This window comes from Hyalangium gracile (assembly GCF_020103725.1).
GTDB lineage: Bacteria > Myxococcota > Myxococcia > Myxococcales > Myxococcaceae > Hyalangium > Hyalangium gracile.
This window is the reverse complement of record NZ_JAHXBG010000018.1, coordinates 20,836-47,755: the sequence shown is the minus strand read 5'-3', so window position 1 is coordinate 47,755 and position 26,920 is coordinate 20,836. Positions and strand designations below refer to the sequence as shown.

Below are 26,920 nucleotides of genomic sequence, written 5' to 3'. Positions count from 1 at the left end.
TCTCAGACTCGCGATCTTATAACGCGGAGCAGACGCACCTGTGAGACCCACCGTGGTGGACTCGACAGTGCGGCGTTTATCCGGTCGCTATCATCTTCACGGGAGCACCGGAATTTCCGACATGCATTGAGCCCATCTCGCACATGCAGGCACAGACGCGCAGGTAGAAATCCACGGCTTGTATGAATTGCTCCCGTCGATTCACGACTTCCGGGGAGAAGCACAGGGGCGAGTAGTGCACCTGCTCGTCCTGGATGGAGTAGTGCACCAGGAACCTGGGCCGGTAGACGCCCGCGACCTTCTCCGGGAGGAACAGCTCCGGGGTGAAGAAGCGGGGCATCTGGTCGAAGCGGCAGTTCTGGATGGCGGCGGCGCGCACGCCCGGTACGGCCGGCAGGTGTGAGGAGGCAATGTCGACCACCTCGAACGCCAGCAGTCTCGAAAGCAGCGGGAGCCTCGAGAGCCCGGAGGCGAGCCACCGGAGGATGGCTGACTCCTTGAGAGGCTTCGGCGCCCAGCAGGCCCAGAGCACCGCCCCCAGCAGGAGCGGCGTGAAGGCGAACGCTCGGAACCACGCCAGCAGCACCGTGGGCGTGACGAAGCCCTGCCTGGGAAAGAGCATGTGCTGTCGGTGGGAGTCCACCGCCCGGCGCAGCAGACGGACCAGGTCCGCGTCGCCAGCGAGGAGCGCTCGGGGCACCTCGTCGCCAGGCTCGAGCGCGGTCAGCCGCGCCACCACGTCCTTCATCTCTTGCGTGCCGCAGAGCTCCATCGCTCCGCCATAGAGGCCGCGGAAGCAGCCCATGTAGACCGCCTCGGAGGACACCGGGAAGCGGCCGAACACCCGGGCATAGGCGGCGTGAAGACAGACCTGGAAGATGGAGTCCGCGGAGACGTTGTCCCCCGCGAGCTCTCGGAAGGAGCGCCGCCCCACCCTCGCGTGGCCGATGTGAGGCGCCTTCCGCACCCACGCCCGATGCTGCTCACGGTAGGAGCGGAGCACTTCCCGCTCCCGCTCATCGAGCACCGCGTGCTGGAGCGGCTTCACGCTCGCGGCGTCCTCGGAGGAGTTCCTCAGGAGCGCCGAGAAGTCGTGCCTCCGGGCCTCCAGGCCCGCGTACGAGGTCGCCTTCAGGATGGTCGAGCCGAACACATAGTTCCTCAGCCGGGCGATCACCGAGGCCTTGCCGTTGCCGTAGACGATGAACTGGAGCCCCTTGTCGTGCCAGCAGCTCTCGGGGTGCGCGAAGTGCTCGGTCGCCAGCTCGTTGATGCTCTCGGGGGAGGCCTCGGGGATCAGCGAGACGACGAACAGCGCCCGGTTGATCGTGTCGAAGTAGTCCCGGTGCCTGGACCGGAGCGCGACCTGGCGCTCGTCATAGACGTGGGTGCAGAGGCTCAGGCGCTCCTCGGTGACGGTCCCGCCGTGTTGGGCGTGACGGACGATCGCGACGATGTCCCCCAGCAGCTGGCGCTGGTCCTCGTCGGTCAGCACCCGCTCGGGGAGGTCCACCCGATAGGCCACGCCGCGGATGAGCACCACGACATGGCTTCCCGGCTCGACGTCGGTGCTCTCCGCCATGAGCCGTGGCCTCCCGCGCGAGAGCTCGTGGAGCCCCGAGCACCGGGTGAAGAGGAAGAACGCCTCATCGGTGTCGCTGCGGAGGCCCCTCGTGAGGTTGACGAGGTTGCCGCTCTTCAGGTTCCTCCAGAACGCGAACATCCCGGCGATCAGACTGGCGGCCCGGGTCTCGAGGGTGCCGTTCCTCGCGTCATCCTCCAGGATCGCCACGGGGTTGATGAGCTGGGAGACGGAGCCGAAGACGTGGGTCGACAGGCGATTGAAGATCGCCAGCGGCACCGCGGAGCGCTTGGAGAGGTGCGTCTTGCGCGCGAAGAAGAGCGCGTGCCGGATGGGAGTGACGACCACGAGGAAGGCGCCCACCAGCCAGGAGGCACAGGTCCTCAGGACGGAACCGTCCAGCACCACGCTGAAGGTCTGGCGGAAGGCGGCCCGGACCTCGGGCCCCGTGTACAGCGGGTAGGGCTTGATGGGCTCGCTCGAGCGTCCTTCCTTGAAGCGGGTCTCCGCCCCCGCCCGCCGGTCCCGCTCCTCGAGCTCGCTCAGTCGGGGCGTGGCTCGGTAGAGCACGAAGGCCAGGCACAGGTACGCCACGCAGAGGAGCAGACCTGCGAGCAGTGAGACACTCATCGCACGGCCCCCTGAGCCGGTGGACGGAGCCTCGCGCGGGCCGTCTCCTCGACCTTCGGAACGAAGTACGTGGCGAAGACATGGCCCAGGCCCCGCTGGATGAAGCGGCCGATGGCCTGCGCCAGCAGCGGAACCCGACTGGAGATCTTCACCTCCCAGTCGAGGTCGACCTGCTCGCCCCGCTCGACGAGCGTCACGATGCCCTGGTGGCGGATCGGCATGCCCTTGATGATGGAGTACCCGATGCGGCGGGGAGGCTCATAGAGGTTGACCTCCTCCATGACGGAGATGAAGGGGTGTGACACGACACGGACGGCTCCCACTCCGTTGCGCGGTGTCCCCTCGCGGACCAGCCGGCAGCCGGTGACACCTGGCCAGTTCCGCATGTCCTCATGGTCCGTCAGCCGCTCGAACACGACCTCGATCGGGGCCTTCAAGGTGGCTCGGAAACGGATGTGGCTTTGTCCCATGACCTTCCCCGCGCCGCACCCGAGCGGGATGCGGTGTGGGCTCCTTTTGACGGTGCCGGGTGTGAGCTCGATTCTATCCGATCCCCCCACACTCACCGTTCGTGCCGCAGCCGGAGCGCGGGCATCTTTCCAGTCCTGAAAGCTTGAGGCGAACGGCCCAGCGTCCGGTCTCCATTTGGTGAAACGATTCTCCCGGTCGCCTGAGGCTCCGGCGCGACTGGGGAGATCCCAACAGATGCTGACGCTCACGCGTGAGGACGTCCGGCTCGGTTGCCGCGCCACGGACTGGCGCGCGGCCCTGGATCAGGCCGCCACCGCACTGGTCGAAGCAGGCCGGGTCTCGGCCGAGTACCGCGAGGGACTCCTCGCACGAGAGGCGCAGTCCTCCACATACCTCGGCCATGGTATTGCGATTCCGCACGGCACCCTGGAGAGCCGACGCCATGTCCGCGCCACGGGCGTGCGCGTGCTGCAGTTTCCGGAAGGCATCTCCTGGCACGACGGCTCCAGGGTGAACCTCCTGGTGGCCATCGCCGCGCAGTCCGACGAGCACCTCGACATCCTGCGCCAGCTCACGCACGTGCTGGAGCGCACGGGCGTGGCCGAGACGCTGGCCGGTGCGAAGAGCGCGGATGAGGTGATTGCGGCGCTGTCCCGCGAGCTGGTGACGGCGAAGTTCGATGCCGAGACGCTCGTCATGGAGCTGCCGGCGCGCGACCGGCTGGAGCTGGCGCTGGCCGCCGCGGGGCGTCTGCGCAACATCGGCTGCGTGGACTCGAGCTTCGTCGCATCCATCGCCGGACAGCAGCCAGTCCCGCTCGGCCAGGGGCTGTGGCTCGCGTACGGCGCCACGGGGGTGAAGACTCCCGCGCTGGGGCTGGCCACTCCGAAGCAGCGCTTCCAGGACGATGCGGGAGACGTGGCCGCCGTCTTCTGCCTGGCGGCCCAGGGGGATGCGCATCGCTCGCTGCTCGAGAGACTCGACGCGCTGATCGCCCGGGGTGATGGAGCCGAGCTCGCCACCCTGCCCGTCGAGCAGATCCTGTCCCGTCTGTCGGGCGAGTCCGCCCAGGCCCGGACCGCGCGGGTCCGCCTGCTCAATGCCCAGGGGCTGCACGCTCGGCCCGCCCGGGAGCTGGTCCAGGTGGCGCGGGCGCAGACCGTGCCCGTCCTCCTCCGCGTCCTCGAAGGACAGGGCGAGGTGGTTCCGGCGACCAGTCTGATCCGGGTCCTCGGGCTCGGCGCGCGGTACGGCCAGACGCTGGTGTTCTCCGCCGAGGGTGAGGGCGCCGAGCAGGCCGTCTCGGCCCTGGCGGACGCGGTCCGTGGTGGACTGGGCGAGCCGGTGACGCCGCTCGAGGAGAAGCGCCAGGCCCCGGCGGTCCATGCTCCCGCGACGGCTCCAGCGGCACCGGGGCCGGTCATCGCTCCGGGCGCCGACGAGACGCTCACGGCCGTGCCGGCGGCTCCCGGGCTCGCGATCGCCCCCGCCTACGTGCTGCGCCTTCCCGAGTTCCGCTATCCCGAGCGCTCGAGCGACGCCGCGCGTGAGCGAGAACGCCTCGAAGGTGCGCTGGCGGGAGCCCGGCAGCAGCTCCAGGTGGTGGTGCAGCGAACGACGGGCGGCGAGGTCGCGCAGATCCTGTCGATCCACGTGGAGATGCTGGAGGACCCGGCGCTGCGCGACGCGGCCTTCAAGGCCATCGGCGAGGGGCTGTCGGCGGAGGCGGGCTGGTGGCGCGCCATCGAGACGGCGGCGCGGGCCCAGGAGGCGCTCCCCGACCGACTGCTGGCCGAGCGCGCCGCGGACCTGCGCGACGTGGGCCGCCGGGTGCTCGGCCTGCTGTGTGGCGTCGAGCTGCCCATCCCTCCGGAGCAGCCCTACATCCTGGTGGCGGAGGACCTCGGGCCCTCGGACGTCGCGCGGCTGGACACGGCGAAGGTCCGCGGTCTCGTCACCGCGCGGGGAGGTGCCACGGCGCATAGCGCGATCCTTGCCCGGTCCCTCGGCATCGCCGCGGTCGTCGGAGCCGGTGAGCGCGTGCTGGCCCTGAGCTCTGGGGTCGAGCTGATCGTCGACGGCGAGAGCGGACGTGTCGTCGCCTCTCCGAGTCCGGCGCGTCGTCAGCGCACCGAGCAGCGCATCGAGGAGCAGAAGGCGCTCCAGCAGGCGGCCCACGGCCGGCGCCACGAGGAGGCCCGCACGCAGGACGGTCACCGGATCGAAGTCGGCGCGAACATCGGCAACACCGCGCATGCCGCCGACGCCGTCGAGCGCGGCGCGGAAGGCATTGGGCTGCTGCGCACCGAGTTCGTGTTCATGGCCCATCCGCGGATGCCGGATCTGGCCACGCAGATTGCCGAATACAGCCGGGCGTTCGACGCGCTCGCGGGCCGCCCGATGGTCGCGCGCACCCTGGATGTGGGCGGAGACAAGCCGCTGGAGTACTGGCCCATCCCCGCCGAGGAGAACCCCTTCCTGGGGCTGCGAGGCATCCGCCTGACGCTGACCCGGCCCGAGGTGCTCGAGACGCAGCTACGCGCCCTGCTGACCGCCGCGGGCTCGCGGCCGGTGCGCATCATGTTCCCGATGGTCAAGGACATCGATGAGTTCCGCGCGGGCAAGGCCATCTTCGACCGGGTGCAGGCCGAGGTGAAGGCGACCGACGTCCAGCTCGGCGTCATGATCGAGGTGCCCTCCTGCGCCCTGCTCGCTCCAGCGCTCGCGAAGGAGGCCCAGTTCTTCTCGATTGGAACCAACGATCTGACGCAGTACACGCTGGCGATCGACAGAGACCATCCCCAGCTGTCGGTGCAGTCCGATGCGCTGCACCCGGCCGTGCTCCACCTGATTCGCCTGACGGTCGAGGCCGCTCATGCCGAGGGCCGCTGGGTGGGCGTGTGCGGCGAGCTCGGCTCCGACCCGCTGGCGATTCCGGTCCTCGTCGGGCTCGGGGTGGATGAGCTGTCCGTCACCAGCCGCCGTGTGCCGCTGGTGAAGGCCCGAATCCGGGAGCTGACTCTGCCTCGTGCCCGCGAGCTGGCCGCGCTCGCCCTGCGGCAGCCCACCGCCGCCGCGGTGCGCGATGCCCTGGAGGCGGCCTGATGGCACGGCTCCTGACGCTGACCCTCAACCCCGCCCTGGACCTCTCCATCCGGCTCGGGGTGCTCGAGCCCGGCAAGGTCAACCGGACCGAGAGCACCCGCCTCGACGCGGGCGGCAAGGGCATCAACGTGGCGCGCATCCTCGCGGGCCTGGGGCATGACGTCACCGTGTCGGGGCTGCTCGGCGCCGACAACGAGACGACCTTCGTGCGGACCTTCGCCGAGTGCGGCCTGCGGGACGCGTTCATCCGAGTGTCGGGAGAGACGCGCATCAACACGAAGCTCTCAGAGCAGGGCGGGCGCGTCACCGACCTGAACGGACCGGGGCCCCGGATTCCGGAGCGCTCGCTGGAGGAGCTGGCCGAGCGGCTCCGAGCGCTGCGCAGCGGGCTCGACGCGGTCGTGATCTCCGGCAGCCTGCCCCCCAACGTCACCCCGGCCTGGCTCGCGGACCGCATCCGGGAGATCCGCCAGTGGCCGACCCCTGTGTGGCTCGACACCAGCGGCCCGGCGCTGGTCTCCGGACTGGCCGCTCGGCCCTCGGGCATCAAGCCCAATGAGACCGAGCTGGCTGACTGGGCGGGCTACCCGCTCCAGACGCCCGAGGAGCAGCTCCGGGCCGCGCTCCAGCTCAACGAGGACGGCATCGAGGACGTGCTGCTCTCCACCGGCGCCGAGGGCGTACTCTGGGCCTGGCGCGGCAACGTCCTGAAGGCCCGGCCGCCTCGGGTCTCCGTGGTGAGCACCGTCGGCGCGGGCGACACCCTGCTCGCCGGTACGCTGCACGGCGTGCTGTCGGGCTGGCCACGCGAGCACAGCCTGCGCTTCGCGACGGCGCTCGCCGCCGAGTCCGTGCGCCATGTGGGCCTCGGAGATCCGAACGCCTCGGATTTCGACGTGCTCCAGCAGCAGACCCTCGTTCAAGCCTTGTCCGTGGAGCACCTCCGGCGGGAGACACACCGATGAACGTCATCATCGTCACGGCCTGTCCCAGCGGCGTGGCCACGACCTTCCTCGCCGCTCGGGGCCTCGAGCGCGCCGCGACCCGACGCGGCTGGAAGCCCTTCGTGGAGATGCACAGCCAGCTCGAGCCGCTCGTCCCGCTCGACAAGGCCACGATCGATGCCGCCGACCTGGTGGTCGTCGCGACGAGCGCGCCGGTGCCGCTCGAGCGGTTCGTCGGCAAGCGCGTCTATCAGGCGACCATCGCGCAGGCGCTGCCGGAGCCGGATGCGTTCCTGGCGCGGGCCGAGAGCCAGGCCGCGACGCTGCCCCAGGCCGCTGGCCGTGGAGGGCTGGAGGCCACATCCAAGGCACCGGCGCCGGCATCCGCCCAGGGACAGAAGAAGCTCGTGGCCATCACCGCCTGCCCGACGGGCGTTGCCCACACCTTCATGGCGGCCGAGGCGCTCACCCAGGCCGCGAGCGGGCTCGGCTATCCGATTCGCGTCGAGACCCAGGGCTCCGTGGGCGCCCAGAACAAGCTGACCGCGGAGGAGATCCGGAACGCCGACGCCGTCATCCTCGCCTGCGACATCGAGGTCGACACCTCGCGGTTCGCGGGCAAGCGCGTGTGGCGGACCTCGACTGGCACAGCCCTCAAGAAGTCGACCCAGACGATCCAGGATGCGCTGGAGAAGGCACAGGTCCAAGGGGGCGGGACAGGGAGCGCGGAGACGCCCGCGGGCAGCGGTGGAGGAGGAGCACCGGGCGCCCGGCGCGGGCCCTACAAGCACCTGCTGACCGGCGTGTCGTTCATGCTGCCCATGGTCGTCGCGGGAGGCCTGCTGATCGCCCTGTCGTTCGTGTTCGGCATCGAGGCCTTCAAGGAGGAGGGCTCGCTGGCCGCGGCGCTCATGCGGGTGGGCGGCGGCACGGCCTTCAAGCTGATGGTGCCGCTGCTGGCGGGCTACATCGCGTACTCCATCGCAGACCGGCCCGGCATCACTCCTGGAATGATCGGCGGCTATCTGGCGAGCGAGCTCGGAGCGGGATTCCTCGGAGGCATCGCCGCGGGCTTCATCGCCGGGTACTCGGCGCGGTTGCTGAGCCGCTCCCTCAAGCTCCCGGTCAGCGTGGAGTCGCTCAAGCCGATCCTCATCATCCCCCTGGTAGCGAGCCTGCTCACCGGGCTGGTGATGATCTACGTCATCGGCACGCCGGTCGCCGCGATCATGTCGTCGCTGACGACGTTCCTGAAGAACATGGGCTCGGGCAACGCGATCATGCTCGGAGCGCTGCTCGGCGCCATGATGTGCTTCGACCTGGGCGGACCGGTCAACAAGGCGGCCTACACCTTCGGCGTCGGCCTGCTGGCGGAGGGAGGAGCAGGCGCGCAATTGCCGATGGCCGCGATCATGGCCGCGGGCATGGTGCCGCCCCTGGGGCTGGGAGTCGCGAGCCTCCTGGCCCGCGCCAAGTTCTCCGAGCCGGAGCGCGAGGCCGGCAAGGCGTCGCTGGTGCTGGGGCTGTGCTTCATCTCCGAAGGCGCCATCCCCTTCATGGCCAAGGACCCGTTCCGCGTGATTCCCACCTGCATGGTGGGTGGCGCGATCACGGGAGCACTGTCGATGTTCTTCGGCGTGCAGCTGATGGCCCCGCATGGTGGGCTGTTCGTGCTGCTCATCCCCCACGCGGTCAGCCACGTGGCGCTGTACCTGCTGGCGCTCGCGATCGGGACCGGGATCATCGGTGGCGGGTACGCGCTGCTCAAGACGGGCAAGGCCGAGATGCCGGAGGCGACCGAGCAGCCACGGAACGCCCCCGTGGCCGCACGGCCGCCCTGAGGCGCTGAAGCGTCAGAAGCTCACAGGGACGATGAAGGCGTCGCGTCCACCCGGAGGGGCACTGCCTTCGACGAAGACGCCCTCCGTGTAGCCCGCGACGAAGACGCGGCCGCACGCATCCACCACCACGTCGGCCACGTGATCATCCGCGCCTCCCTGGCTGCCGTGCTGCCAGGTTCCCAGCAGCTCCCCGTTCGCGTCGAACTCCAGGGCGAAGGCATCCAGGCTGCCTCGCTCTCCGGTGGCGCCCTCGAAGACGCCGGTCGTCTCTCCCGCCACGAAGGCGTGGCCTCGGGAGTCCACGACCATCGCGGTGACGAAGTCGGCCTCGAGGGTGCCAGCACGCGACACCCAGCGCGCCTCTCCCGTCGCGCCGTCCAGCCGCGCCAGGTAGACATCCTGGCCCGCCCTCACGGGCAGGTTGCCCACCGCGCCGTAGGTGGTGCCCGCGACCAGCACGTCGCCGCCCGGCAGCGCCACCAGCTTCGCCGCCGTGTCGAGTGGGTGCGGACTCAGCGACAGGTTCCATGCGAGCTCGCCCCGCTCATCGCGGCGCTGCACGAAGGCGCCACGCGCGGAGCCAGACAAGGCATTGCCGCTCACATAGCTCTCCTCCGCGGCTCCCACCGTGAGGCCCGTGTACCAGTCGGAGTGCGTGCTGTCCCAGCGGCGGTTCCAGTCCGTGCCCCACGCGCCGTCCGCGCCCTGGGAGATGCGGAGCACGAACGGGTCCTCCCACGACTCCACGTAGTTGCTGGGGACGTAGATGTCGTCATACCCCGCCACCACGAAGCTCCCCGCCGGCGTTCGCGCGAGCCGCACGGGGTGCTGAGGCCGGGCGTCGCCCCACTGGTAGAGCACCGTCGCCTCTCCCTCGGACGTCACGGAGGCGAGGAAGCCGTCGAACTGCCCTCCCGAGCGGAAGCCCTCGAAGGCTCCCGTGGTCCGTCCCGCCACCCACAGCCCGCGGCCTTCCGGAGCCATCTCCAGGGCCTCCACCGTGTCCGTTCCCACGGTCCCCAACGCGCGCTTCCACTCCACGCGCCCGTCGGTGGCCAGCCGCATCACGAAGCCCTGGGCATCCCCGGACGGCCCGAGGTTGCTCTCCCCCAGCACCGCGCCCTCATAGCCCACGACGTACAGCTCGCCATCCTTGCCCGCTCCCAGCGCCAGCGCCTCGTCCCCCAGCGCCGTTCCCAGTTGCTGCCCCCGCGGCCAGGACTGCTCGCACATCCGCCCTGAATCCTCCGGAGTGTTCGCCTCCTGCGCCTCTCCACAAGCCGTCAGCAGCTCTCCCGCGAGAATGAGCCCCAGCGAGACTGCTCGGTTCCACGACCTCGACACTCCTGTGTACAGCGATGACATGAACTGCCCCCCTGATGGTGAATGCGCCATCTCTCAGGCAAGGCTCGCGCCAGCGCTTGCGCCCGAGGCTCCTCCTCTAGAGAAGCCCCTGGAGCGCCATCAGGGTTTCGGACCTGGGCGTCACCGGGCCCACGAAAATTCGTGGGCGCGGTGGACTACTGGGACTGCGCGACCTTCTCCGGTACGCCCGGGGACTGGGACGTCTCGGGAGGCAGCAGCGCCAGGAGGTTGGCGTGGATGACGCCGCAGATCTGCTCGAGCGGCAGATCGTTCTCATCCACGCCGAAGGGATCCTCGATCTCCACGCCGATCTCCTCGATGCCGAGGAAGACGTACGAGACGAGGAAGGTGGCCACCACCGCCAGCCATCCGAAGCTGTCCACCAGAGCGAACGGCAACGAGTAGCAGTAGAGGACGAGCGCCCGGCGCAGGTGCACCATGTACGCGAAGGGCATGGGCGTCCTGTGGATGCGCTCGCAGCCACCGACGTAGTCGATGAGCAGCTGGACGTTCTGGTCCAGCGCCATCTGCGTGTACTCGTTGTAGTAACCGCGGCGGCGCCCCTCCGCCAGCGCTTCGCTCATGCGCCATGCCACCGCGAGCGTCGCGTGCTGGGCGGCTGCGACCTGCTGGACGTCCCCCGGCGGAAGCTGCGCGGCGATGGGCCCGAGGTTCCTCACCCCTCTCAGGCCCGAGGCCGCGGAGCTGGGGAACACGGCGGTCCAGCGCACCAGCGTCCGGTAGAGCTCCGGGTCGCGCTCTCGGAGGAAGACGCCCGCGGCCCGCGCCAGGTTGCGCGTCTCGTTGACGATGCCTCCCCACAGCTTCCGGCCTTCCCAGAAGCGGTCATAGGAGGAGTTGGTCCGGAACACCAGGAGCAGGCCGAGCGCCACCCCCACCAGCCCATGCACCGTGCTGGGGATGTCCACCGGTCGGACGTAGCGGTGGAACGCCACCACTCCCACGGCCCACACCGTGGAGACGAGCATGCGTCCGACGATCTCGCGGACCATCGACCCCTTCAGGTCGAAGAAGTGGTGCAGCCATCGGTGGGGATCGTATTGGATCATCGCGCCGCACCTTCTCGCCTACCCCGGATTGGAAGGCAACGGTCGAACCGTCACTTCGAGCCTTGTCCTCCAGCCTGCCAGGACCGATCATCAACGGTGGCCATGAAGCCCGCTCCCTCTCGCCACAGGCTTGCCCCCGCGATCCTTGCCTCGGTGCTCCTGCACCTGGCTGTCGCCGCGTGGCTGTGGCTGGCGGCTCCCCGGGCTTCATCCGTCCCGAGCCCGGCGCCCGTGAGCGCGGAGCCGAACTCCGTGGAGCTGGAGTTCATCGACGTGCCGCCCGCGGCCCCGCCTCTCCCGAAGGAGCCTGCCGCCAGCCCAGCGCCAGCGAAGCGCTCGGCCGCCCGGCCTGCCCGCCGACAGCAGCCGGCCGCGCCCGTGGCTGAGAGCCCGCCCCCCGCCAAGCCCGCCGAGCGCCAGGAGGATCGGCCCATGGCGGAGCCGGGAGGAGAGGATGCGCCGCGCAAGCTGGTGCTCGTTCCTTCGTGGCCAGGAGGGGTTCCCGGTGCCGGCGCTCCCACCGCGGAGCCGGAGTCCCGGGGCCGTACCTTGCGCCCGGGTGATCCGGCCCTCGAGCCCGAGTCCTCGGCCGAGACCTCGGAGCGGCTCACCGCGCGCGTCCAGGACTGGATGGACGATGGAGCGGCGGGGGCTCGCGCCCGAGGCATCGGACAGCACCCCTACTTCGAAGGGGTCCGCGAGTCGCTCGATGGGGCACTCGGTAGCGCCGAGGGCGGCGAGGCTCGCGATCTCGGGATCTGGAACCCCATGGCGGGCGTCATGAAGAGCTACACGCAAGCCGCCGAGGAGTACGGCAAGACGGGCAACCCGGGAGGAGCCCCGCCCCCACAGCATCCCCTTCACAGCGAGAAGGTCGCGGAGATCTTCAGGCACGAGCCCGCGGCGGACCGGCTGCGGATGCAGATCCAGGCGCGCGAGACGCTGGAGGCGCTGAACAACCGCAGCCCCCTGCTCACCGTCACCCTCGAGCTGCGCCTGGACCGCAGCGGGGAGCTCGTGGACGCCAAGCTCACCGACCCTTCTGGCAACCCGCTCTTCGATGCCTTCGTGCTGAAGGTCGTCCCAGGGGCGCTCACCTCGCTGACGCCTCCTCCGGAAGAAGCGCTCCGGGGACGCGACGTCCTCAGGACCCAGTGGATGGTGGAGGGCTGGCTCTACACGCCCCAGGCGCTGAGGGAGTCGCTCGCCAGCCTCGCCACCGGCACGCTCACGCTCCCGTTGGGGCTCCTCATGGATCCCTCCAACGCCGCGCTGCGCCCCCGCTTCGAGTACCGGGCGCGCCTGCTCAAGGTCTACTGAGCCCGCTCCGGCAGCCGTTGTCGGCAATCCCCACCGGAACCGGCAAGGTTTGCCGGCAAGGCTTGCCTCGAAGACGCCCCAAAACCGCCTGAAACCCCCTCGCGCCTGGAAATTCCCAGGGCGCGCGGCGTGGCACGCCGGATGCTTTGGGATGCGGACGTGAGCTGAACCACTCCCTCCCACGCACCGAGCGCGGGAGGCGCCCACCGCCTTCGAGCCCCATCCAACCGCACCGCTTCACGCAGGGACTGAGCGTCCCGGGGAACCTCCATGCCTGGAAAGCACCGCATCCTCCTCTTCCTCACGCTGCTCCTCCTGGGAATCACCGCGGGAGGGGTGGCCCTGAAGTCGAACGACCTGCCCGCTTCCGAGGCGCCTCAGGCCACCTCGAAGCCCCGCTCCACCGCTCCCGCCGAGCCGGCCTCCGCGCTGCCCGCTCCTTCCGCGCGGAAGGCCATGGAGAGCGCTCGGGAGTGGGTGCCCGGCATGAAGTACCGCTACACGCTGAGCTCCAGCCAGGAGGTGAACTTCACCTCCTCCCAGCCCGGTGCCGAGACGCCCCCGGGCCTGCGCTTCCACCTCCGAGGCGAGTGGAGCGTGGGAGTCGTCTCCGTGGACGGAGAGCAGGTCCACGCCCGCATCCAATTGGTGCCCTCCACCGCCGAGGTGAACCTGAACGGGGAGAGCCGGCTCGCGCCCGAGGTGCGTCGCACCTTCGAGGCCGGCCTGGCCCAGCCCTTCTTCATCACCCTGCACCGCTCCGGTGCCGTGCAGTTCGTCCACTTCGAGCAGGGCACCGACATCCTCGTGCAGGGGCTGCTGCGCGCCACCGTGGCCGCCACCCAGCACGTGCTGTCCGGCGCTCCCCAGGAGACCTGGCGCACCGAGGAGCAGGACACCACGGGGCTCTACTCCGCCCAGTACACCCGCAAGGGCCCCGCGCACTTCGAGAAGACCAAGCTGGCCTACTCGCACCTGGCCACCCCCGACGGGCTCCAGCCGCTGAACGCCGGCCCGCGCGTGAGCATCAGCGCCCTCGCCTCCTTCGAGCTGGGCACGGACTTCTGGGCCGAGTCCCTCCAGGGCCGCGAGCACCTCGAGGTGGACTCCGGGCCGTCCATGTTCACCGTCGTCAGCTCGCTGCAGGTGAGCCTGACGCTGAAGGAGCGCAGCCGCGACCGCACCCTGATCGGCTCCTTCCTGGATCGCTACAGCGAGCTCACCACCCTGCCGCTGGCGAGCTACCAGGGCGAGGGCCAGGACCCCAAGGTGGAGCTGCGCCAGATTCTCGCGGGCAAGAACTTCGACGCGCTGGTGAAGGAGCTGCGCAGCCTGCCCGCCGACGAGAAGCAGAGCGAGACCGCGCGCAGCCAGGCCCTGCAGCAGCTGCGCGCGCTCTTCCTCCTGGAGCCCGGCCAGGCCCTCCTCGTGCACGACACCCTGCGCGCCGGAATGGACCCGCTGGCCGCCAGCCCGCTGCTCGGCGCGCTCTCCTCCGCCAGCACCCCGGAGGCCGTCCAGGCGCTCTCCTCCATCGTCCGTGACGAGTCGCTCGCCGGACCGGTGCGCATGGACGCCACCTCCGCGCTGGGCATGGCCAGCACCCCCACCGACGAAGGCGTGGCCGCGCTGCGCGAGCTGTCGCACGACGCCAACCCCGAGCTGGCCGACACCGCCACGCTGGGCCTGGGCAGCGCCTCCATGATGATGAACGACAGCCGGCCGCGCGATGCCGAGTCGCTCGTGCACGAGCTGGACAGCGCCTACCGCTCCTCCAGCAGCCCCGAGCAGCAGGCCCTGATGCTGCGCGCCCTGGGCAACACGCGCCACCCCAGCGCGCTGCCCACCCTGCAGTCGGCCCTGTCCTCCACGTCCCCCGAGGTGCGCACCGCCGCCGTCGAGGCCCTGCGCAACATGCCCGCCCCCAGCGCGGACCAGCTGCTCGCGAGCGTCCTCCTGCAGGACCCCACCGCCGAGGTGCGCCAGACGGCCGTCTTCGCCAGCAGCTTCCGTCCCCTGGCCCCGCTGCTGCCGGTGCTCTCCCAGGCCCTGCGCATGGACAGCTCCGACCTGGTCCGCCGGGAGATCATCACGCTGGCTGGTGATCAGTTCCGCGCCGTCCCCGAGGCGCGCTCCCTCCTCGAGTGGAGCAGCCAGAACGACCCGAGCCCGGGCCTGCGCCGCACCGCCCTCACCTTCCTCAGCTCGCGGACTCACTGAGCCGCGGCAGTCCCCCTGTCCCCGCAGTCACTTCAACACCCACACCCAACCCACACACAGAGAGGCAGTCCATGTCCCGAATCATTCCCCGTACCCTGAGCGCTGTCCTGGCGTTCATCGTCCCCACCCTGGCCGCGGCGCAGGCCACCACCCCGATCCCGGAGTACACCGACCCGGTCGTCTACCAGGTCGAGGCCAAGTTCCCGGTGGTGTCCTACCCGGATGGCTATGTGATGGATGACAACTACAGCTGGGAGTCGACGCTGCTCCCCTACGACCAGAGGCGCGTCTACACCCCGGAAGAGCAGGAGGCGATCATCGCCGACGAGGTGCGCATCACCGGAGGCCGGCGTATCACCAACACCGATGGCACGACGGAGATCGCCATCGAGCAGCCCACGATTCCTGAAGCATCCCGGGAGACGGCACCCCCTCCCGAGGAGATCTACGAGGAGGATGGCCAGCCCCCAGCACCCCAGCTCAAGCCGCAGGGCCTGATCAGCACCATGTCCGCTCCGGCGACGGCCACCCGGCGCTGGGTCCGCAAGGACGCCTTCGGCAACTCGATGTTCGGCGCGGGCTACTACATCGACACCTTCGTGCAGGGCACGGAGGCCTCCGGCGCCATCGGCAAGAAGGTGGTGGCCTACGTCGACGGCAAGGTGCACGCCACGGCGTTCTCCTATACCCGGGAAGTGGTCCGCGCCCGCATCGACGTGTCCGGGCAGCAGGGTGGCACCAACAGCGGCATGGCCCGGGTGTACGCCATGGGCCAGCAGATCTACTCCAAGAGCCTGGCGGCCAGCTTCACCATCACCCCCGTCAACTCCAGCCGTGACTTCTTCGTCGTCAGCAAGCGGTTCAATGTGGGCCCCGTCCCGATGAAGGTGCGGGCCGCGCTCAGCGGCGGCGCGAAGCTGAGCCTGTCCGGAAAGATCAGCCCCACGGAGGCCAAGATCAACGGGACGCCGGGCGGCTACGTCAACGTGACGGCCTCGGTGAGTGTGGACGTCGTCGTCTTCGCCTTCGGTGTCCAGGGCAGCCTGATGCTCATCAACGTGAACCTGCCGGCGACCGCCGAGCTCTTCTGGCCGCTGTGCAGCGCGATGACCTGGAAGCTCAGCTCCAACATCAGCCTGAACACGATGTCCGGCAACATCCGGCTCTACGCCCGGGTGAAGATCTTCTGGTTCTTCAAGAAGACCTGGTACCTGACCATCGCCAACTGGTCGGGCTACACCCTGAACGCCCCGCTCTTCAGCAAGACCGGCACGATCGGCCTCGGCATCTGCCCGGGCTTCGCTCCGGCCGACACCACCCCGCTGATGAGCATGGCTGAGCAGCTGTAGTCCCCAGCGGCTCCCGAAGCAGGAACATCCGAGCGGCCTCGCGTCACGCGGGGCCGCTCTTCGGCTTTCCGCCCTCCCACCTCACGTCAGGCAGAGCACCACCACGCCCGCCACGGCGACACATGCGCCGCTGATGGAGCGCAGGCCGATGCGCTCCTGGCGCTGGAAGTAGACGACCGGCAGCATCAGCACGGGCACGGTGGAGGCGATCGTCTGCGTCACACCGCTCTGCACGTGCTGCAGCGACTCCAGGAAGAACGTCACGCCCAGCACGGGCCCCATGACGGCGCCACAGGAGACGGCGATCATCGCCTGCCTGTCCTTCAGGCCCGCCATGAGACGGCGCCCCCAGCCGAGGGCGGCAATCAGCAGGCCGAAGCACACCGCCCCCGCGACGGCCCGGATGAAGGTGGCCGCCATCGCGTCGTACTGCCCTCCGTCCTCCAGGCGCATGCCATGGGCCGCGGTAGTCGCGCCCAGGGCCTGCGCCACCGCAGCCAGCAGCGCGAGCACCGCGCCCTGGCGCTTGTCTCGCCGGGTGTGCGGCGCGTCGCTCCCCGAGCGCTCGAGGGTGACCCACATCACCCCGGCGAGCGTGAGCGTCATCCCCAGCAGATCGAACCACGAGAGGGGATAGCGTCGCACGAGCACATCGAGCAGGGCGGCGAACACCGGCGCCAGCGACAGCATCAACATGCTGCGCCTCGCCCCCTGGAGGACGAACGCCCGGAACAGGCACATATCGGACAGGAAGAAGCCGAGCACCCCGCTGAGCGACAGCCAGAGCCACGCGCTCGCTGGCGCATCCAGCGGCAGGAACATCCCCCGCCGCACGAGGCAGAGCATCCCCAGCAGCCCGAGCGCCAGCACCAGCCGGACGAGGTTCACCACCAGCGAGCCCATGCGCCGCCCCGCGCTCTCGAAGCAGAAGCTGCTGGCGACCCAGCAGCAGGCCGTCACCAGGGCGAAGAGCTCTCCAAGGCGGTGTTCCATCATGGGAGCGCGGGACGATAGACGAGGACACCCGCGCCTGGGCGCACCCGGCCCGGGAGTGCTCCAGGCCAGCGCGCGGAGTGAACACACCGGCACAGGCTTCCTCGGGAAGGCCTGGTGGGTTCCAGGGGCCTGAAGAAACCGTGGCCGGATTTTCCGGGCGGCTGCGTTCTCCCTGGAGTGAGAGGGAGAGCGCCCGAGGAGCCGGCTGGGCCCGTGCCGGAGGGAAGCGTTGAACGTCGAAGAGGCGTACCAGGCGTACTTCCCCTCAACGGGCGGTGGGACTCGCGCGAAGCAACGCCTGGGTGTGCGTCAGGAGCTCCGGCCCTCCCGGCGCGCCATGGCCTGGAACGACGATGCGCGCCTGGGGGAAGCGCTCACGCGTCCTGTCCACGCTCGCCGGCCAGGCCGCCGTGTCCGCATCCCCCACGTTGCCCAGGTCCTTCGACTCGCCGCCCTTCACGAAGCAGCCGCCGAAGAGGACCGCGCCGCCCGGGTGCCAGACCACGATGTTGTCGGGCGCGTGGCCGTGGCCAGGAAAGAAGAGCTCGAGCGGTCCCAGGGCCTGGGTCTCCGCGAAGGTGAGTGAGGGGACTGGCTCCTTGCTGGCCGCCGCGATCCGCGCCGTCTCCTCCTGTCCGTAGACGGGGAGCCCACGCGCCAGGAGCGCGGAGATGCCTCCCGTCCGGTCCTCGTGAGAGTGCGTCACCACGGCGGCCTTCACCGGACGGTGCAGCACATCCTGAGCCCACGTCAGCAGGCTCTCGGCCTGCCGAGCGTCCCAGCCCGTATCGACCAGGATGGAGCCATCACCATCCTCGACGAGCAGCCCGTTGGCCGGGATGTTGGCATAGGGCCCGCTGCCCATCGTCGTGTGGACCCAGACGCCCGGGGCGACGCGCCGCAGGCTCACGTCCTCCGTGAGGGCGTACTCACCGCGCTCCTGAGCGCCGGGAGTGGGAGTGGAGGCACAGGCGGCGCTGAGCGCGAGCACAGCCCAGACGCGGAGCAGGCGACAGGGAACGGCGGCCATCGAGCTTCACCTCGGAAGAAGGGTTCCGAGGCTTCCTCTACGCTCAGTACCGCCCTTCGAGGAAGTTCTTCACCAGCGTCGGGCCCTCGGGCGTCAGCACGCTCTCCGGGTGGAACTGCACGCCGACGATGGGCCGCTGGCGGTGCTTCAGGCCCATGATGAGCCCATCCGGCGTCCACGCCGTGGCCTCCAGCTCCGCCGGCAGCGTCGAGGCCTCCACCACGAGCGAGTGGTAGCGCCCGGCCCGGAAGCCCTGGGACGCCCCGGTGAAGAGGCCCGTCCCGCTGTGCTGGACCGACGTCGTCTTGCCGTGGACGGGCTCGGGGGCGCGAATCACCTTGCCGCCGAAGACGGCGCCGATGGACTGATGCCCCAGGCACACGCCGAACACCGGCACCCGCGCATCGCGGATGGCGGCCATGCTCACGCCCGCCTCGTACGGCGTGCACGGCCCCGGAGACACCACCACGTGCGAGGCCCCCGAGGCGAGCACGCCCGCCGCGTCGATCTCGTCGTTGCGCGCCACCTTCACCTCGGCGCCCAGCGTGAACAGCAGCTGCACGAGGTTGAACGTGAACGAGTCGTAGTTGTCGATGACGAGGATCATCGCCCACCTCCCTCGCGAGCCAGCTTCAGCGCGGTGCCGAGCGCCCGGGCCTTGGCCTCCGTCTCGTCCGCCTCCAGGCTGGGAACCGAGTCCGCCACCAGCCCCGCGCCCGCCGTCCACAGCGTGCGGTCTCCGTCCACGAAGAACGTGCGCAGCGCGATGGCCACGTCCAGCGTGCCGCAGAACGACAGGTAGCCCACCGCGCCCGCGTAGGGCCCGCGCCGCATGGGCTCCAGCTCGTCGATGATCTGCATGGCCCGAATCTTCGGAGCGCCGGAGACGGTGCCCGCCGGGAACGTGCTCGCCAGCGCATCCAGCGCGTCGTACTCCGAGCCCAGCTTGCCGCGCACCTGCGAGACGATGTGCATCACGTGGCTGTAGCGCTCGATGACCATCAGCTCCTCGACGCGCACGGAGCCCGGCGCCGCCACGCGCCCCACGTCGTTGCGCCCCAGGTCCACCAGCATCATGTGCTCGGCGCGCTCCTTCTCGTCCGCGAGCAGCTCCTTCTCCAGCGACTGGTCCTCGGCCTCGGTGGCGCCGCGGCGGCGAGTGCCGGCGATGGGCCGCACCACCACGTCCCCGTCGCGCACCTGCACCAGCAGCTCCGGCGAGGCGCCCACCAGCGCTCGCGCCTCGCCCAGCTCCACCAGGAAGAGGTACGGCGAGGGGTTCACCCTGCGCAGCGCGCGATAGAGGCTGAGCGGGGGTGGCGTCCCGCGAGACTCGAACCGCCGCGCCAGCACCACCTGCATGCAGTCTCCGGCGCGGATGTACTCCTTCACGCGCTCCACCGCGGCCTCGTAGCCCGCGCGGTCCCAGTGGACGATGGGATCGGGCTCGCCGCGCATCTTCGGGGCCGGCGCATAGGCCTCGGGCGGCAGCGGCCTGCGCAGGCGCTCGGCCATGGCCTCGGCGCGCTCCTCCGCGTCCTTCAGCGCCTGCGCGACGCTCCCGTGCAGCGCGGGCCGGGCGATGACCGTGGCCTTGAGCGCCTGGGTGCGCGTGTCATGCGTGACGAACTCCTCGGCCAGCAGCCACTCGGAGTCCGGGAACGACAGATCATTCGAGTGCCGGTCCGGCACATGGCGCTCGAACCAGGAGGCGCAGTTGTAGCCGAGGTAGCCCACCAGCCCGCCCAGGAATGGCGCCTCGCCCGGCAGCGCGGCCACGGCATGCTCGCGCCACAGCGCTCGCAGCACCTCCAGCGGCTTGCCGTCGCGGCGCTCCTCGCGCTCGCCCCGCCACAGGGTGGCCCCGTTGCGATCCAGCCGGACGCGACCGGTGGGAGAGGTGCACACGTGGCTGTAGCGCCCGAAGCGCTCGCCGCCGTGGCACGACTCGAGGATGAAACCCCGCGAGCCAGCTCCCAGCTTGAGGTACGCCGACAGCGGCGTGTCGAGATCCGCGGGGATCTCCACCGAGACGGGGACCGACTCCCCCTTCTCCGCGCGCTGGCGATACGCCGCCTTCCGCTCCTGTGCGTTCATCATCATTGGGTTCCTCGGGGGCCTGTGATGGAGTTTCCCCCACCAGGCGCTCTCCTGGAAAGGGCCCCCCGGTTCCTACTGAGTGTAGGAAAAGTGAGACGTGACGGCCGGAGCCCTAACGCTTCTTGCGCTCCTCCACGTAGACGCCGTCCTTCCATTGATACATGCGACGGACCTTCACGGTCTTTCCGCTCTCTGACTCGCCCTTGCGTGTCTCCACGGAGATGAGCCGCCGCTTCTTTCGCTGGAAGGAGACGGCATGGCGGACCACGAGGGGCGGGTCCACCCGCTCCGTCAGGGAGAGCGACTCCATCACCGTGCCGAGCGCCTCGTGATTGCGCCCGGGCACCACGTAGCTGAGCAAGGCCTTGAAGCTGGTGCTGTCCGCCTCGGGAATGGACTCCACCATCAGCAGCGCCACGCCGGCCTTCCTGGGGTCCACGAAGGTGGCCTTGACCGAGCCTCCCGGCCCCGCGCCCGCGGGCCGTAGATCCAGGTAGGCGACGCGCTGGTTGGGCGGCAGCCTCGGCTCCATCACCCGCACGCGGATCTTGAAGTCCGCCGTCATCGCCACCGTGGCGAGCTCCTTCTCGCCGTCTCCGTCGAGATCCTTCTCGAAGCGCAGCGGGGTGAGGAGGTTGCCGAACAGGTGGCCGCTCACGGTCCTGCCCTCCGCGTCCTTCGCCTCCACCAGGTACCAGTGGTCCACGCGATCCAGCACCCGCACCCGCTCGCCCGAGCGCTGCTTCACCGTCACGGGCGAGCCCAGCGCGAGCGAGGCCACCACGCGCGTCTCCTCGTCGGGCTCCTCGCGCAGGCTGGCCTGGTCCACCGCGATGAAGAGCTGGTGCCCCGGCTCCCACGTGGAGATGTCATAGGAGGCCGGGTCATTCGTGTCCCCGTGAGCGGCGTAGAGAACGATCTTCGGCTGCGAGAGCAGGAGAGAGAGCAGGAGAGCGGGCGCCATGTAAGGTTGCTCGGGGGGAGGACGGCGGAGTTATCTCCTGGCAGCCAACGCCATGGAAGTCCATCCCTTCCCGGGAGCCCGGGTCGCTCCGGGAGAAGGATGCCTCCCTGGTCTCGGAGGCAGCAGGTGACCTGGCTGCTCCCCGCTGTGGCCGCCAACCTGTGGCGTCGTTAATTGAAAGAGGCTTTGGGTGCCACTGCTCTCCAGGACAGACCGCCGCTGGTCTCGGTGACGCCCCAGGGCCTGTTCTGCCCGCCCGGGGGCTTCTACATCGATCCCTGGCGCCCGGTGGAGCGGGCCCTCATCACCCACGCCCATGGCGACCACGCCCGTGGCGGCAGCCAGCGCTATCTGGCGGCACGGGCCGGACAGGGCCTGCTGCGCAAGCGGCTGGGGCAGGACGCGGAGCTGACCACGCTGGAGTATGGCGAGCGGCTCACCGTGGGCGACGTCACCGTGAGCTTCCACCCCGCGGGCCACGTGCTCGGCAGCGCGCAGATCCGCATCGAGCACCAGGGCGAGGTGTGGATCGTCTCCGGCGACTACAAGCGCACGCCCGACCCCACCTGCGTGCCCTTCGAGGTGGTGCGCTGCGACACCCTCATCACCGAGGCCACCTTCGGGCTGCCCATCTACCGCTGGGATGATCCGCGCCTGGTGGCCGAGGACATCCTCCGCTGGTGGGACGGCAACCGCGAGGCGGGACGGGCCTCGGTGCTGTTCTGCTACGCGCTGGGCAAGGCGCAGCGCATCCTCGGAGAGCTGGCGCGCCTCACGGACCGGCCCGTGCTCGTGCATGGCGCGGTGAACGGCCTGGTGGGCTGCTACCGCGAGGCCGGCGTGCGGATGCTGCCGACCCAGCTCGTCTCCGAGACGGAGAAGGGCGCCTCCTTCGCCGGGGCGCTGGTGCTGGCGCCTCCGAGCGCGGGCGGCTCCACGTGGATGCGCCGCTTCGGGGACTTCGCCACGGCGTTCGCCTCGGGCTGGATGCGCGTGCGCGGCAACCGGCGGCGGCGCGGCTTCGACCGCGGCTTCGTGCTCTCGGACCACGCGGACTGGCCGGAGCTGCTGCGTACGGTGGAGGAGACGCAGGCGAGCCGGGTGCTCGTCACCCACGGCTACAGCGAGCCGCTCGCGCGCTACCTGCGCGAGAAGGGGCTGGATGCCGCTCCACTCTCCACGCCCTTCGAGGGCGAGGCGGAGGACTGAGATGCGGCGCTTCGCGGACCTCTATGACGCGCTCGACGCCACCACCTCCACCAACGCCAAGGTGGAGGCGATGGTGCGCTACTTCCGGGATGCTCCGGCCCAGGACGCGGCCTGGGCGCTGTACTTCCTCACCGGCCGGCGCCTGAAGCGGCTGCTGACGTCGAAGGTGCTGGTGCCGTGGACGCAGGAGCTGACGGGCCTCCCCGACTGGCTCTTCGCGGAGGTCTACGCCTCCGTGGGCGACCTGGCGGAGGTCATCGCGCTGCTCCTCGATCAATACGAGCGTCCCGCCGCGCCCGAGGAGATGCCCCTGTCCTGGTGGCTGGAGGAGCGGCTGCTTCCTCTAAAGGATCTGGAAGTCACCCAGCAGCGCGAGCAGGTGCTCTCCTGGTGGAAGGTGCTGCCCCGGCGCGAGCTGTTCCTCCTCAACAAGATGCTCACCGGCGAGCTGCGCGTGGGCGTCTCGGACACGCTGGTGGTGCGCGCCGTGGCGCAGGTGGCGCAGCTGCCTGCGGCCACCGTGTCCCATCGGCTGATGGGGACGTGGGCGCCCTCGCGAGCCTTCTTCGAGCAGCTGCTCTCCCCCGACGTGTCGGACGGAGACGTGTCCCGGCCGTATCCGTTCTATCTGGCCTCGCCGCTGGAGCAGCCGGTGGAGTCGCTGGGCGCTCCCCAGGACTGGCTCGTCGAGTGGAAGTGGGACGGCATCCGCGGCCAGCTCATCCGCCGCAAGGGCGGTGTCTATCTCTGGAGCCGCGGCGAAGAGCTCATCACCGAGCGCTTCCCGGAGATCACCAAGGCCGCCGAGGCCCTGCCGGATGGGACGGTGCTGGACGGAGAGGTGCTCGCCTACGAGAACGGCCGTCCCCTGCCCTTCAGCCGGCTGCAGCGGCGCATCGGCCGGCAGAAGCTGACGGCCAAGGTGCTCGCCGAGGCTCCCGCCTCCTTCATCGCCTATGACTTGCTGGAGGAAGGCGGAGAGGACCTGCGAGGCCGTCCGCTGCGCGAGCGCCGCTGGCGGCTGGAGGCCCTGCTGAGAGGCCGGCCGCACTTCACCGTGTCGCCGGCGGTGCAGGCGGACTCGTGGGAGAGGCTGGCGGAGCTGCGGCACGAGTCCCGTGAGCGCAACGTCGAGGGCTTCATGCTCAAGCGCCTCGAGTCCACCTACCAGCACGGCCGCAAGCGCGGAGACTGGTGGAAGTGGAAGATCGACCCGTTCGCCGTGGACGCGGTGCTCCTCTACGCGCAGCCGGGGCACGGGCGCCGCTCCTCGCTCTACACGGACTACACCTTCGCGGTGTGGAACGGCTCGGAGCTGCTGCCCGTGGCCAAGGCGTACTCGGGGCTCACGGACCAGGAGATCGCCCGGCTGGACCGGTGGATCCGCGCCCACACGCGCGAGAAGTTCGGCCCGGTGCGCTCCGTCGCCCCGGAGCAGGTGTTCGAGCTGCACTTCGAGGGCATCGCCGCCTCGCCCCGCCACAAGTCGGGCGTCGCGCTGCGCTTCCCGCGCATCGCCCGGTGGCGCCTGGACAAGAAGCCCCAGGACGCGGACTCGCTCGAGAGCCTCAAGGAGCTGCTCCATGCCCAGCACTGAGAGGAGGACTCGGCGTCCGACCCGGGCGAAGAAGCCTTCTCTGCCTGCTCCTCCTTTAGATGGCGACACCCGGAGTCCGCTCGAGCGGCTCCGAGGCTGGTTCCAGGAGCGCGGGTGGACGCCCTACCCCTTCCAGGAGCAGGCCTGGGCCGCGTACGCGCGGGGCGAGAGCGGCCTCATCCATGTCCCCACGGGCGCGGGGAAGACGTACGCCGCCTATATCGGACCGCTCGCCGACGTGGCCGAGGGTGGGCGCAAGGGCCTGCAGATCCTCTATGTGACGCCGCTGCGCGCCGTGTCCCGAGACGTGGAGCTGGCCCTGCTGGCACCGCTGGACACGCTGGGCGCGGACATCACCGTGGAGAGCCGCACCGGGGACACCTCCTCCTCCGTGCGCCAGCGCCAGCGAGACCGGCTGCCCGAGGTCCTCATCACCACGCCCGAGTCCCTCTCGCTGCTCCTGGCCAACGAGCGCTCCTCGGAGCTCTTCGCCGGCCTGCGCTCCATCATCGTGGACGAGTGGCACGAGCTGCTCAGCACCAAGCGCGGCACGCAAATGGAGCTGGCCCTGGCGCGCCTGCGCCGCTTCGCTCCGGGCGTTCGCACCTGGGCGCTGTCGGCCACGCTCGCCAACCTGGACGCGGCGGCCCAGGCCGTCGCCGGCGCGCTCGCCACGCCCACCCTCCTGAGCGCGGACCTCGAGCGCCCTATAGAGGTGAGCACGCTGCTGCCGGACAGCGTGGACAGCTTCCCCTGGGCGGGCCACCTGGGCTTCTCGATGCTGGAGAAGGTGGGCGCCTGGCTGGACCCGGCCCGCACCACCCTGCTCTTCACCAACACCCGCTCCCAGGCGGAGCGCTGGTTCGAGGGGCTGCGCTTCGCCCGTCCCGAGTGGGAGGGCGTGATTGCCCTGCACCACGGCTCCATCGACCGGGAGGAGCGCGAGCGGGTGGAGCGAGGCCTGAAGGACGGCAGCGTCCGCATCGTGGTGTGCACCTCCTCGCTGGACCTGGGCGTGGACTTCGGCCCGGTGGAGCGCGTGGTGCAGGTGGGCAGCCCCAAGGGCATCGCCCGCTCGCTCCAGCGCGCCGGGCGCAGCGGCCACCGCCCCGGAGAGACCTGCCACCTGCTCTTCGTCCCCACGCACGCGCTGGAGCTGGTGGAGATGGCCGCCGCGCGCGAGGCCCTCCAGCGAGGCGAGGTGGAGCCCCGCCTGCCCCTGAGCAAGCCGCTGGACGTGCTCGCGCAGCACCTCGTCACGTGCGCCATGGGCGGCGGCTTCACCCGCGAGGCCCTGCGCGCCGAGGTGCGTGAGGCCACCAGCTACCGGAGCCTCTCGGACGAGGAGTTCGAGTGGACCCTGGCGCTGGTGCGCGAGGGCAGCGCCACCCTGCGCGCCTACCCCGAGTTCCGCCGCGTGGTGGAGCACGAGGGCCGCTTCATCGTCGCGGACGCGCGCATCGCCCGGCTGCACAAGCTCAACATCGGCACCATCTCCTCGGATGCCACGGTCCAGCTCCGCTACTGGAGCGGAGGGCGCATCGGCTCGGTGGAGGAGTCCTACGTGAGCCGCATGCGCCCCGGGGACACCTTCCTCTTCGCGGGCAAGCGGCTGGAGTTCAGCCGGCTCAAGGACATGACGGCCTACGTGAAGCCGGCGAAGGGAAAAGTCTCTCAGACGCCGCGCTGGTACGGCAGCCGGCTGCCCCTGTCCGGCTCCCTGGCCGCGGCGGTGCGCCGGACGCTGCACTCGGCTCGCCACGGAGACGTCAGCGCCGAGGAGCTGGCCGCGGCCTGGCCGGTGCTCGACGCGCAGGCACGCCTGTCTCGCATCCCCGCCGCCAGCAGCTGCCTGGCCGAGACGTGCCAGACGCGCGAGGGGCACCACCTCTTCCTCTACCCGTTCGAGGGCAGGCTGGTGCACGAGGGCCTGGCGGCCCTGCTGGCCCTGCGCTTCACCCGGCTGCGCAAGTCCACCTTCAGCCTCTCGGTGAATGACTACGGCATCGAGTTCCTCACGCCGGACGACTTCCCCTTCGAGGAGGCGCTGCGCCCGGCCCTCTTCACCCGAGAGCGGCTGGTGGAGGACATCCTCGAGAGCGTCAACCTGAGCGAGCTGGCGCGCCGCCAATTCCGGGACATCGCGCGGGTGGCCGGGCTGGTGCTCCCAGGGCTGCCCGGCGCTCGCAAGTCCACGCGCCAGGTCCAGGCCAGCGCCTCGCTGCTCTACGACGTCTTCCTCAAGTACGACCCGGACAACCTGCTGCTCGTCCAGGCCCGGCGCGAGGTGCTGGAGCAGCACTTCGAGCAGAACCGGCTGGCCGGCACCCTGGAGCGCCTGGAGCACTCCAGCCTGGAGCTCATCCCCGTCCGGCGGCCCACGCCGCTGGCCTTCCCGCTCGTCGTCGAGCGCATCAGCGCGAGCCTCTCCAATGAGTCCCTCCTGGAGCGGGTGGAGCGCCTCAAGGAGCGATGGCAACGCGAAGATGCCAGGTCCGCGTGAGCGGTAGAGAGGTGGAGCTGCTCCCCGAGCGCGCTCTGTACTGGCCCGAGGCCCGTCTGCTGGCGGTGGCGGACCTGCACTGGGGCAAGCCCGAGAGCTTCCAGCAGCACGGCATCCCCCTGCCCGCCGGCGTCCTGGAGGACGACCTGGCCCGCCTCTCCCGAGCGCTGGAGCGCACCCAGGCCCAACGGCTGCTGCTCGTGGGGGACCTCATCCACTCCAAGCGAGGCATCACCCCCGCCGTCCGGGAGCGCATCGCCACCTGGCGGGCCGGCCATGACGTGGAGATGGTCCTGGTCCGGGGCAACCACGACCGGCACCTCAAGTCGCTGCCCCCCGAGTGGCGCCTGGACGTCCACGAGGAGCACCTGGACGAGGGCCCCTTCCGCTTCGCCCACCACCCCGAGCCCGCGACAGGCCGCTACAGCTGGGCCGGGCACCTGCACCCCGTGGTCCGCCTGTCCCATGGCGCCGACCGGCTGCGGCTGCCCTGCTTCCACGTCGGCGAGGCGGTCGGCATACTTCCCGCATTCAGCGCCTTCACCGGGGGGCTGGACATGAGCCGGCGCGGGGGCGAGCGCATCTTCGTCATCGCCGACGAAGCCGTCATCGAGGTGTAGGCCC

General features: G+C 70.3%; 19 protein-coding genes. 10 read left to right on the top strand and 9 right to left on the bottom strand.

What is annotated here, in order from left to right:
• Nucleotides 1-76: 76 nt before the first annotated feature.
• Nucleotides 77-2,212 (bottom strand): choline/carnitine O-acyltransferase, encoded by a 2,136-nt coding sequence (locus KY572_RS31005; RefSeq protein WP_224247184.1) that lies wholly within the window; start codon nucleotides 2,210-2,212, stop codon nucleotides 77-79.
• Nucleotides 2,209-2,682 carry an SRPBCC family protein gene (locus tag KY572_RS31000; protein WP_224247182.1) on the bottom strand — a complete coding sequence of 158 codons (474 nt, stop codon included), beginning with the start codon at nucleotides 2,680-2,682 and terminating at the stop codon, nucleotides 2,209-2,211. Before KY572_RS31000 ends, KY572_RS31005 begins: the two co-directional genes overlap by 4 nt.
• Before the next feature lie 235 nt (nucleotides 2,683-2,917).
• On the opposite strand from KY572_RS31000, the gene ptsP reads away from it, so the two are divergent.
• From ptsP to KY572_RS30985, 3 genes are read left to right on the top strand one after another with little or no spacing between them, the layout of a single operon-like run.
• A complete protein-coding gene (gene ptsP, locus KY572_RS30995) occupies nucleotides 2,918-5,788 on the top strand; it encodes a phosphoenolpyruvate--protein phosphotransferase (protein WP_224247181.1) in 2,871 nt (956 codons plus the stop codon).
• The gene (gene pfkB / locus KY572_RS30990; protein WP_224247179.1) at nucleotides 5,788-6,753 is read left to right on the top strand and encodes a 1-phosphofructokinase; all 966 of its coding nucleotides are present in this window, start codon (nucleotides 5,788-5,790) and stop codon (nucleotides 6,751-6,753) included. Before ptsP ends, pfkB begins: the two co-directional genes overlap by 1 nt.
• The gene (locus KY572_RS30985; protein WP_224247177.1) at nucleotides 6,750-8,573 is read left to right on the top strand and encodes a PTS fructose-like transporter subunit IIB; all 1,824 of its coding nucleotides are present in this window, start codon (nucleotides 6,750-6,752) and stop codon (nucleotides 8,571-8,573) included. The genes pfkB and KY572_RS30985 overlap by 4 nt, the downstream gene beginning before the upstream one ends.
• A gap of 12 nt (nucleotides 8,574-8,585) precedes the next feature.
• Here KY572_RS30985 and KY572_RS30980 read toward each other — a convergent pair whose 3' ends face one another.
• Both KY572_RS30980 and KY572_RS30975 read right to left on the bottom strand, forming a co-directional pair.
• Nucleotides 8,586-9,938, bottom strand: coding sequence for a hypothetical protein (locus KY572_RS30980; protein ID WP_224247175.1), 1,353 nt, complete (start codon nucleotides 9,936-9,938; stop codon nucleotides 8,586-8,588).
• A 155-nt stretch (nucleotides 9,939-10,093) separates the two neighbouring features.
• A complete protein-coding gene (locus tag KY572_RS30975) occupies nucleotides 10,094-11,008 on the bottom strand; it encodes a bestrophin family protein (RefSeq protein WP_224247173.1) in 915 nt (304 codons plus the stop codon).
• Nucleotides 11,009-11,110: 102 nt separating this feature from the next.
• Here KY572_RS30975 and KY572_RS30970 point away from each other — a divergent pair, with 102 nt between their 5' ends.
• The 3 genes from KY572_RS30970 (at nucleotide 11,111) to KY572_RS30960 (ending at nucleotide 15,897) form a co-directional block, all read left to right on the top strand.
• The gene (locus KY572_RS30970) at nucleotides 11,111-12,328 is read left to right on the top strand and encodes a TonB C-terminal domain-containing protein (RefSeq protein WP_224247171.1); all 1,218 of its coding nucleotides are present in this window, start codon (nucleotides 11,111-11,113) and stop codon (nucleotides 12,326-12,328) included.
• Between the two features lie 270 nt (nucleotides 12,329-12,598).
• Complete coding sequence (locus KY572_RS30965; RefSeq protein ID WP_224247169.1) at nucleotides 12,599-14,548, top strand: HEAT repeat domain-containing protein; 1,950 nt, start codon at nucleotides 12,599-12,601, stop codon at nucleotides 14,546-14,548.
• A gap of 71 nt (nucleotides 14,549-14,619) precedes the next feature.
• Nucleotides 14,620-15,897 (top strand): hypothetical protein, encoded by a 1,278-nt coding sequence (locus KY572_RS30960; protein WP_224247167.1) that lies wholly within the window; start codon nucleotides 14,620-14,622, stop codon nucleotides 15,895-15,897.
• An 81-nt stretch (nucleotides 15,898-15,978) separates the two neighbouring features.
• Here KY572_RS30960 and KY572_RS30955 read toward each other — a convergent pair whose 3' ends face one another.
• From KY572_RS30955 to KY572_RS30935, 5 genes are all read right to left on the bottom strand, one after another.
• A complete protein-coding gene (locus KY572_RS30955) occupies nucleotides 15,979-16,893 on the bottom strand; it encodes a DMT family transporter (protein WP_224247165.1) in 915 nt (304 codons plus the stop codon).
• A gap of 265 nt (nucleotides 16,894-17,158) precedes the next feature.
• Nucleotides 17,159-17,923 carry a subclass B1 metallo-beta-lactamase gene (gene bla, locus KY572_RS30950; protein ID WP_224247164.1) on the bottom strand — a complete coding sequence of 255 codons (765 nt, stop codon included), beginning with the start codon at nucleotides 17,921-17,923 and terminating at the stop codon, nucleotides 17,159-17,161.
• A gap of 43 nt (nucleotides 17,924-17,966) precedes the next feature.
• The gene (locus KY572_RS30945) at nucleotides 17,967-18,530 is read right to left on the bottom strand and encodes an anthranilate synthase component II (protein ID WP_224247162.1); all 564 of its coding nucleotides are present in this window, start codon (nucleotides 18,528-18,530) and stop codon (nucleotides 17,967-17,969) included.
• Nucleotides 18,527-20,020: an anthranilate synthase component I family protein gene (locus KY572_RS30940; protein ID WP_224247405.1), complete on the bottom strand. Its 1,494-nt coding sequence runs from the start codon at nucleotides 20,018-20,020 to the stop codon at nucleotides 18,527-18,529. The genes KY572_RS30945 and KY572_RS30940 overlap by 4 nt, the downstream gene beginning before the upstream one ends.
• A 115-nt stretch (nucleotides 20,021-20,135) precedes the next feature.
• Entirely contained in the window at nucleotides 20,136-20,987 is an 852-nt protein-coding gene (locus KY572_RS30935; RefSeq protein WP_224247160.1) for an SH3 domain-containing protein, read from the bottom strand.
• Between the two features lie 186 nt (nucleotides 20,988-21,173).
• On the opposite strand from KY572_RS30935, the gene KY572_RS30930 reads away from it, so the two are divergent.
• Genes KY572_RS30930 through pdeM form a run of 4 tightly spaced genes read left to right on the top strand, consistent with a single transcriptional unit; the run spans nucleotide 21,174 to nucleotide 26,916 of the window.
• Nucleotides 21,174-22,196: a ligase-associated DNA damage response exonuclease gene (locus KY572_RS30930; protein ID WP_224247158.1), complete on the top strand. Its 1,023-nt coding sequence runs from the start codon at nucleotides 21,174-21,176 to the stop codon at nucleotides 22,194-22,196.
• Between the two features lies 1 nt (nucleotide 22,197).
• A complete protein-coding gene (locus tag KY572_RS30925; protein WP_224247156.1) occupies nucleotides 22,198-23,793 on the top strand; it encodes an ATP-dependent DNA ligase in 1,596 nt (531 codons plus the stop codon).
• Nucleotides 23,780-26,296: a ligase-associated DNA damage response DEXH box helicase gene (locus KY572_RS30920; RefSeq protein ID WP_224247154.1), complete on the top strand. Its 2,517-nt coding sequence runs from the start codon at nucleotides 23,780-23,782 to the stop codon at nucleotides 26,294-26,296. The genes KY572_RS30925 and KY572_RS30920 overlap by 14 nt, the downstream gene beginning before the upstream one ends.
• Nucleotides 26,266-26,916 (top strand): ligase-associated DNA damage response endonuclease PdeM, encoded by a 651-nt coding sequence (gene pdeM / locus KY572_RS30915; RefSeq protein ID WP_224247152.1) that lies wholly within the window; start codon nucleotides 26,266-26,268, stop codon nucleotides 26,914-26,916. The genes KY572_RS30920 and pdeM overlap by 31 nt, the downstream gene beginning before the upstream one ends.
• The last annotated feature ends 4 nt before the right edge of the window (nucleotides 26,917-26,920 follow it).

What these genes read in the sequence shown, in the direction of transcription:
- KY572_RS30940 (WP_224247405.1), bottom strand. Translation starts at nt 20,020, where the DNA reads ATGAACGCACAGGAGCGGAAGGCGGCGTATCGCCAGCGCGCGGAGAAG.
- KY572_RS30970 (WP_224247171.1), top strand. Translation starts at nt 11,111, where the DNA reads ATGAAGCCCGCTCCCTCTCGCCACAGGCTTGCCCCCGCGATCCTTGCC.
- pfkB (WP_224247179.1), top strand. Translation starts at nt 5,788, where the DNA reads ATGGCACGGCTCCTGACGCTGACCCTCAACCCCGCCCTGGACCTCTCC.
- bla (WP_224247164.1), bottom strand. Translation starts at nt 17,923, where the DNA reads ATGGCCGCCGTTCCCTGTCGCCTGCTCCGCGTCTGGGCTGTGCTCGCG.
- KY572_RS30935 (WP_224247160.1), bottom strand. Translation starts at nt 20,987, where the DNA reads ATGGCGCCCGCTCTCCTGCTCTCTCTCCTGCTCTCGCAGCCGAAGATC.
- KY572_RS31005 (WP_224247184.1), bottom strand. Translation starts at nt 2,212, where the DNA reads ATGAGTGTCTCACTGCTCGCAGGTCTGCTCCTCTGCGTGGCGTACCTG.
- KY572_RS30960 (WP_224247167.1), top strand. Translation starts at nt 14,620, where the DNA reads ATGTCCCGAATCATTCCCCGTACCCTGAGCGCTGTCCTGGCGTTCATC.
- KY572_RS30985 (WP_224247177.1), top strand. Translation starts at nt 6,750, where the DNA reads ATGAACGTCATCATCGTCACGGCCTGTCCCAGCGGCGTGGCCACGACC.
- ptsP (WP_224247181.1), top strand. Translation starts at nt 2,918, where the DNA reads ATGCTGACGCTCACGCGTGAGGACGTCCGGCTCGGTTGCCGCGCCACG.
- KY572_RS30955 (WP_224247165.1), bottom strand. Translation starts at nt 16,893, where the DNA reads ATGATGGAACACCGCCTTGGAGAGCTCTTCGCCCTGGTGACGGCCTGC.
- KY572_RS30975 (WP_224247173.1), bottom strand. Translation starts at nt 11,008, where the DNA reads ATGATCCAATACGATCCCCACCGATGGCTGCACCACTTCTTCGACCTG.
- KY572_RS31000 (WP_224247182.1), bottom strand. Translation starts at nt 2,682, where the DNA reads ATGGGACAAAGCCACATCCGTTTCCGAGCCACCTTGAAGGCCCCGATC.
- pdeM (WP_224247152.1), top strand. Translation starts at nt 26,266, where the DNA reads ATGGCAACGCGAAGATGCCAGGTCCGCGTGAGCGGTAGAGAGGTGGAG.
- KY572_RS30925 (WP_224247156.1), top strand. Translation starts at nt 22,198, where the DNA reads ATGCGGCGCTTCGCGGACCTCTATGACGCGCTCGACGCCACCACCTCC.
- KY572_RS30965 (WP_224247169.1), top strand. Translation starts at nt 12,599, where the DNA reads ATGCCTGGAAAGCACCGCATCCTCCTCTTCCTCACGCTGCTCCTCCTG.
- KY572_RS30945 (WP_224247162.1), bottom strand. Translation starts at nt 18,530, where the DNA reads ATGATCCTCGTCATCGACAACTACGACTCGTTCACGTTCAACCTCGTG.
- KY572_RS30920 (WP_224247154.1), top strand. Translation starts at nt 23,780, where the DNA reads ATGCCCAGCACTGAGAGGAGGACTCGGCGTCCGACCCGGGCGAAGAAG.
- KY572_RS30980 (WP_224247175.1), bottom strand. Translation starts at nt 9,938, where the DNA reads ATGTCATCGCTGTACACAGGAGTGTCGAGGTCGTGGAACCGAGCAGTC.